6 protein-coding genes are annotated in these 6,097 nt (G+C 72.9%); 4 read left to right on the top strand and 2 right to left on the bottom strand.

Going from position 1 to position 6,097, the window contains the following annotated elements; all coding sequences use genetic code 11:
- The coding region (locus HW578_RS21575) for a lytic transglycosylase domain-containing protein (protein ID WP_198372777.1) at positions 1 to 961 on the top strand (961 nt) is incomplete at its 5' end.
- Between the two features lie 6 nt (positions 962 to 967).
- On the opposite strand, the gene HW578_RS21570 is transcribed toward HW578_RS21575, so the two are convergent.
- Complete coding sequence (locus tag HW578_RS21570) at positions 968 to 1,918, bottom strand: sterol desaturase family protein (RefSeq protein WP_198372776.1); 951 nt, start codon at positions 1,916 to 1,918, stop codon at positions 968 to 970.
- Between the two features lie 74 nt (positions 1,919 to 1,992).
- Here HW578_RS21570 and HW578_RS21565 point away from each other — a divergent pair, with 74 nt between their 5' ends.
- Complete coding sequence (locus tag HW578_RS21565; protein ID WP_198372775.1) at positions 1,993 to 2,823, top strand: creatininase family protein; 831 nt, start codon at positions 1,993 to 1,995, stop codon at positions 2,821 to 2,823.
- Positions 2,824 to 3,110: 287 nt separating this feature from the next.
- Complete coding sequence (gene moaB, locus HW578_RS21560; protein WP_198372774.1) at positions 3,111 to 3,650, top strand: molybdenum cofactor biosynthesis protein B; 540 nt, start codon at positions 3,111 to 3,113, stop codon at positions 3,648 to 3,650.
- A 256-nt stretch (positions 3,651 to 3,906) separates the two neighbouring features.
- Here the strand turns inward: moaB and HW578_RS21555 are convergent, their stop codons facing one another.
- Positions 3,907 to 5,049, bottom strand: coding sequence for a PA0069 family radical SAM protein (locus tag HW578_RS21555; RefSeq protein ID WP_198372773.1), 1,143 nt, complete (start codon positions 5,047 to 5,049; stop codon positions 3,907 to 3,909).
- Between the two features lie 117 nt (positions 5,050 to 5,166).
- Between HW578_RS21555 and HW578_RS21550 the strand changes: the two genes are divergently transcribed.
- Positions 5,167 to 5,856 carry a TIGR04283 family arsenosugar biosynthesis glycosyltransferase gene (locus tag HW578_RS21550; protein WP_198372772.1) on the top strand — a complete coding sequence of 230 codons (690 nt, stop codon included), beginning with the start codon at positions 5,167 to 5,169 and terminating at the stop codon, positions 5,854 to 5,856.
- Positions 5,857 to 6,097: the final 241 nt, after the last annotated feature.

Here is a 6,097-nt window from a genome sequence, read left to right as displayed (position 1 = left end):
ACTGGAGTCCGGACGTGAGCTCTTCGGATCTGCGGCGGTGCGCGCCCGCCGCCCGGCGCAGTACGTGCCTTGGATGCTGCAGGCCGCGCAGGAGCCGCGCACCTTCCATGGGCTGCTGGCGCGCCGTTCGCTCGGCCTGACCCCCGGCTTCGCCTGGCATGGCGAGGCGGCCGAGGGCGCCGGTGCGGCGGCGCTGATGGAGACCGCCGGCGGCTGGCGCGCGCTGGCGCTGATCCAGGTGGGCCAGCCGGCGCGTGCCGAGGCGGAACTTCGCGCGCTCTGGCCCGCCGCGCGGGGCAATGCGGTCCTGCTGCGCGCGATGCTGTCGGTGGCGGGCCAGCAGGGCATGACGAATCTGGGCGCGCAGCTCGCGGGCCTCGCGCAGGGGGCGGACGGGCGCCCGCGCGACCTGGCGCGCTTCCCGCTGCCGCGGCTCGAGCCGGCGCAGGGCTTCCGCGTCGATCCGGCGCTGCTCTATGCGCTGGCGCGGCAGGAATCGAACTTCGACCCGGAGGCGGTCTCGCGCGCCGGCGCGCGCGGCCTGCTGCAGGTGATGCCGGCCACCGCGGCCTATGTGGCGAACGACCCGTCCTTCCGCGGCGAGGGCGCGGCGCGGCTGCATGACCCGGGGCTCTCGCTCGAGATCGGGCAGCGCTACCTGTTGTATCTGGCGAACCACGAGGCGGTGCAGGGCGACCTGATCCGGCTGCTGGCGGCCTACAACGCCGGGCCGGGGAACCTCGCGCGCTGGCTACCGGCGGCGCGCCATCGCGACGACCCCTTCCTGTTCATCGAGGCGATCCCGGTCGAGGAGACGCGGCTGCATGTGCAGCGCGTGCTGGCCTATTCCTGGATCTACGCCTCGCGGCTCGGACTGCCGGCGCCGAGCCTCGAGGCGCTGGCGCGTGGCGGCTTTCCGCAGTTCGGCGCGCCGGGGACGCGGCGCGTCGCGGCGAACTGACGCGCGTCAGTGCGCGGCGCGGGCCGTGCGGTCGAGCGGGACCGGCGCCGCGGACTGTGCCGCCGCCTCCTCACCCAGGCCGAAGGCGAAGCGCTCCTTCGGGTCGGGGATGTAGAGCGAGCCGAACATCCAGTCCCACAGCGCGAAGACGGTCGCGTAGTTGCGGTCGTGGTGGCGTTCCTCGACGCTGTGGTGCACCTGGTGCATGTGCGGGCTGACCAGGATGTGGGAGAGCCAGCGCGGGAAGGAGAGCGCGACATGGCTGTGGCGCAGATGCGAGAATGCCAGGTTCCAGGCCAGCGAGAACACGTTGACGCCAAGCAGCGTGAGCGGTCCGACCGACGCCCCCAGCATGGTCGCGACCAGCCCGAGGCCGAGCCCGCTCATGAACACCGCGCCGATGATGTGGACGATCTGTTCCTGCGGCCAGAAGCGGAAGGCGGTGATGGGGGTGAGGAATTCCGGCGCGTGGTGCAGCCTGTGCGCGCGCCACAGCAGCGGGAAGCGATGAAACAGACGATGCGACCAGTACAGCGCGAAGTCGCCCGCGGCGAAGGCGACGAAGCCGGCCAGCGCCATCGCCGCCGCCGTGTCGATCCGCGTGCCGGTCTCGGGCGGGCCGAAGAAGGGCAACATCAGGAAATAGCCGATCGTCGCCCCGACGGCGCTGACCATGAGCAGCAGCGGCGCGGCCAGGAAGGGAATGGACGAGTTCACGACCATGAAGCCGAGATCGACCGGCACCTGGCGCCAGAAGCGCGCGTTGGCGCGGGGCAGCGCCTCGGCGCGTGCGGCACGCCAGTTGCCGCCGGCAACGGCCGCCGCGATCGCGAAGCCGATCACCGCCGCGATGATCGTCGGCCACCAGAAGGGCGAGCCGGGATCGGTCAGGATCCGGCCCAGCGACGCGAGCCAGTTCCAGGTGGCGGCGATGGGGTCGTAGTCGGGCCTGGTCATTTGCGCGACGGTTCTCGTGAACTGGGACGGGACACATCCCATATCCCCAAAGGATTTGGAAAGGATTTCGCTGCATGGCGGGGCTGATCGCGGCGCCGGTGTCCCGGCGCCGGGGCGGCATCGGCCTGGTCGCGGCGGCGCTGGCCGTGGCGGCCACGCCGGCGCGCGCGTTGCCGGCCAGCCTCGACATCGCGGACATGACCTGGCCGGAGGTGCGCGAGGCCATAGCCGCCGGGCGGCGCACGGTGATCGTGCCCTCGGGCGGGGTCGAGCAGAACGGGCCGCACATGATCCTGGGCAAGCACGACCACATCGTGCGCGCCGGCGCGCTGCGCGTGGCGCAGGCGCTGGGCGACGCGCTGGTGGTGCCGGTGCTGCCCTTCGCCCCCCAGGGCCGCATCGACCCGCCGGAGGGGCACCTGCGCTTCCCCGGCACGCTCGGCGTGTCCGACGATGCCTTCGCCGGCATGCTGGAGGGCATCGTGCGCAGCTTGCGCGCCGCCGGCTTCCGCTGGATCTGCCTGATGGCAGACCATGGCGCGAGCCAGCGCCCGCAGGAACGCCTGGCCGCGCGGCTCAACACCGAATGGCGGCGCGAGGCCACGCGTGTGGTCGCACTCGACCGCTGGTACGGCGCGATCGCGGCGCAGGATGCCTGGCTGAGGGCGCAGGGCGAGACGGATGCCCGCATCGGCACCCATGCCGGCATCGGCGACACCTCCGAACTCATGGCGGTGCACCCGCAGGGGGTGGACCTGTCGCGACTGCCGCCAAGCCCGGCCGACCTGCCGGCGCTGGGGGCGACAGGGGACCCGGTTCGATCCTCGGCCGCGCGCGGCGAGGCGCTGCTCGCGATGCGCGTTGACGCGGCGGTGGCGCAGATCCGCCAGGCGCGCGGCGGATAGGCCAGGGCTTCGCCAGGCTGCCGGACCGAAGGTTGGCAGAGGTGGGGCGTGCCGATGTGCCGCGCGCGCACCAGGAGCGTGCCGGCTCGCCGGGGCGGCAGCGCCGCCATCGCCACCCGAGCCGGGGCCATTGCGCGATCCATCGCAGCGGAAACGCCGCAAGGCATGCGGGCATGCGCGGGGACGGCAGCGCGGCCAGTTGCAGTGCCGGGCGCGGTCCGCCCCTCGCTTCCTTGCGGGGCAGGGCCGCGATGACCATGCTCCGCACGCACGCAAGGACCACAGCCATGCCGATCGACGAAAGCCTGCCCTTCCTGCCGGTGAACATCGCGGTGCTGACCGTCAGCGACACCCGCGACCTTTCCACCGACCGCTCCGGCCAGACGCTGCAGGACCGCATCGAAGCCGCCGGCCACCGCTGCGCCGCACGCGAGATCCTGCGCGACGAGGCCGACCTGATCGAGGCCCAGCTCCGCCGCTGGATCGCCGACCCCGCGATCGACTGCGTCATCACCACCGGAGGGACCGGCATCACCGGCCGCGATGTGACCCCGGAAGCCTTCAAGCGCGTGCTCGAGAAGGAAATCGAGGGCTTCGGCGAACTCTTCCGGATGCTGAGCTACCAGAAGATCGGCACCTCCACGATGCAGTCCCGCGCGCTGGGCGGCGTCGCCGACGGCACCTACCTGTTCGCCCTGCCGGGATCGACCGGCGCCTGCAAGGACGCCTGGGACGACATCCTGCTGTGGCAACTCGACAGCCGCCACCGCCCCTGCAACCTGGTGGAACTGATGCCACGCCTAAAGGAACACCTGCGGGCGGCGTGAGGGAGCGTCCGGCGGCGCGGGGGAGGGCTCTGCCCTCCCCCGGACCCCCACCCGCCAAGGGGCAACGGCCCCTTGGATCCGCGGGCCTTTAATCGGGCATTTCGGGGAGGGGCATCGGCGGTGCGCCCTTGCGCGAAAGGCACGCCATGCCCCTCCCCAAAGTGCCCGATCAAGTCGAGGGGTCCAGGGGCCTTTAGGCCCTTGGTGGGGGAGGTCCGGAGGGGGCAAAGCCCCCTCCGCCGCGCCCGCCGTGCCCTCACAGCAGCGCCAGCTGTGTCCCTGCCGTCGTGGCTTCCGGCACCCGGAAGCGGCTGCAGTCGAGGGCGTTCACGCCGCTGCCGCGGCGTTCGAGGCCGAGGCGCTTGCTGGCGATGGCGAAGCGCTGGGCCAGCAGGTCGGCGTAGGGGCCGGTGCCTTTCTGGCGGGTGCCGAAGCGGCTGTCGTACAGCGCGCCCCCGCGGGTCTGGCGCACCAGCGAGAGCACGCGGGCCGCGCGGTCGGGCATGTGGCGGGTGAGCCAGTCCTCGAACAGCTGCTTGATCTCGTGCGGCAGGCGCAGCAGGACGTAGCCGGCGCTGGTCGCCCCCGCGGCGGCGGCGCGTTCCAGGATGGTCTCGAGCTCGGCGTCGTTCACGCCCGGGATCATGGGCGCGGCCAGCACGGCGGCGGGGATGCCGTTTTCGGACAAATGCCGCACCGCGGCCAGGCGGCGCTCGGGCGTGGCGGCGCGGGGTTCCATGATGCGGGCGAGGCGCGCGTCGAGTGTGGTGACCGACAGGCACACCCGCACCAGGTTGCGCTTCGCCATGCCGGCCAGGATGTCCATGTCGCGCAGCACGCCGGCGGATTTGGTCACGATGGTGACCGGGTGGTCGAAGCGGTCGAGCACCTCGAGCACCGCGCGGGTCAGCTTCAGGGTTCGCTCGACCGGCTGGTAGGGGTCGGTGTTGGAGCCGAGCGCGATCGGCTTCGCCACGTAGCCGGGCTTGCGCAGTTCCTTCTCGAGCAGCGCGGCGACCTCGGGCTTGAACAGCAGCCTGGTCTCGAAGTCGAGGCCAGGCGACAGGCCAAGATAGGCGTGGGACGGCCGGGCGTAGCAGTAGACGCAGCCATGCTCGCAGCCGCGATAGGGGTTCACCGAGCGGTCGAAGCCGATATCCGGGCTGTCGTTCCAGGCCAGGGCGGATTTCGCGTGGTCCTTGGTGAGCGTGGTCGGCAGGGGCGGCAGGTCGGCGAAGGCGGCTTCGAGCGTGCCCCAGCCGTCGTCGAAGGCTTCGCGGGCGGTGCTCTCGAAGCGTACCGGCGGGTTGAGCCCGGCGCCGCGGCCGCGCCGCGCGTTGGGGGGCAGGGCGAAGCCGGGGGCTGCGCCGGGGCTCAGATGGGGGGTACCGTCGGGCATGGCGCTGCTCCTGGTGTTCCCGTTGTGTTCTCATGCATCCTGGTGGTCGCGGGGGTCACGGTCAAGAACAGAATGGGAACGACCGGTTAATGCTCCCTTAACCGTGACTGGCGCCGAATGAGAACGGAGCCCGAACTCACCGCCATCATCCCCACGCTGAACGCGGCACCTGGCCTGGCCGCCACCCTGCGCGCCCTGGCCGGCCAGGTGGATGCCATCATCATCGCCGATGGCGGCAGCACCGACGCGACCCGCGTCATCGCCGAGGCCGCGGGCGCGCGCGTCATCGAGACGGCGCGCGGGCGCGGCAGCCAGATCGCTGCGGGTGTGGCCGCCGCCGCCACGCCCTGGCTGCTGGTGATCCATGCCGATACCCGCCCCGGTGCGGGATGGCGCGCCGCCGCCGCCGCCTTCATGGCCGACCCGGCCAATGCCGGGCGCGCCGCCCATTTCCGCTTCGCCCTGGACGATGCGTCGCCGCAGGCGCGCCGGCTCGAACGCGCCGTGGCCTGGCGCTGCCGCGCGCTGGGCCTGCCCTATGGCGACCAGGGGCTGCTGGTGCGGCGCGACACGCTGGCCGCGGTGGGCGGCTTCCACCCCATCCCGATCATGGAGGATGTCGACCTCGTGCGCCGCCTCGGCCGCGCGCGGCTGGTCGGGTTGGAGGCCGACTTCGTCACCTCGGCGGCGCGCTGGCGCGAGGAAGGGTGGCTGGCGCGCTCGGCCCGCAACCTCTCCTGCCTGGCGTTGTGGGTCCTGGGCGTGCCGCCGGCGCGGATCGCCCGGCTCTATGCCAGGCGGCGATGAGTGCGGCGAGCGGCGCGCGCAGCCGTCCGCGACCTTAGGCGGAGCCCCACCCTGGTCAGCGCGCGCGTCCTGCGCTGTCCTGCGCGGCGATGCCCCGACCCACCGTCATCCTGTTCGCCCGCGCGCCGCGGCTGGGCGCCGTGAAGCGTCGCCTCGCCGCGGGCCTCGGCGACCGCGCGGCGCTGCGCTTCTACACCGCCACGCTCGCCGCCGTGGCGCGGCCCATCGCGCGCGACCGGCG

The organism is Roseomonas rosulenta, assembly GCF_016106005.1.
In the GTDB taxonomy this organism is placed as follows: domain Bacteria; phylum Pseudomonadota; class Alphaproteobacteria; order Acetobacterales; family Acetobacteraceae; genus Neoroseomonas; species Neoroseomonas rosulenta.
Note: the sequence above shows the minus strand (reverse complement) of the source record. Positions and strands in the feature narration are given on the sequence as shown.

Excerpts from the sequence above, each read along its gene's own strand:
- moaB (WP_198372774.1), top strand. The coding sequence starts at position 3,111 with ATGCCGATCGACGAAAGCCTGCCCTTCCTGCCGGTGAACATCGCGGTG.
- HW578_RS21555 (WP_198372773.1), bottom strand. The coding sequence starts at position 5,049 with ATGCCCGACGGTACCCCCCATCTGAGCCCCGGCGCAGCCCCCGGCTTC.
- HW578_RS21565 (WP_198372775.1), top strand. The coding sequence starts at position 1,993 with ATGGCGGGGCTGATCGCGGCGCCGGTGTCCCGGCGCCGGGGCGGCATC.
- HW578_RS21550 (WP_198372772.1), top strand. The coding sequence starts at position 5,167 with ATGAGAACGGAGCCCGAACTCACCGCCATCATCCCCACGCTGAACGCG.
- HW578_RS21570 (WP_198372776.1), bottom strand. The coding sequence starts at position 1,918 with ATGACCAGGCCCGACTACGACCCCATCGCCGCCACCTGGAACTGGCTC.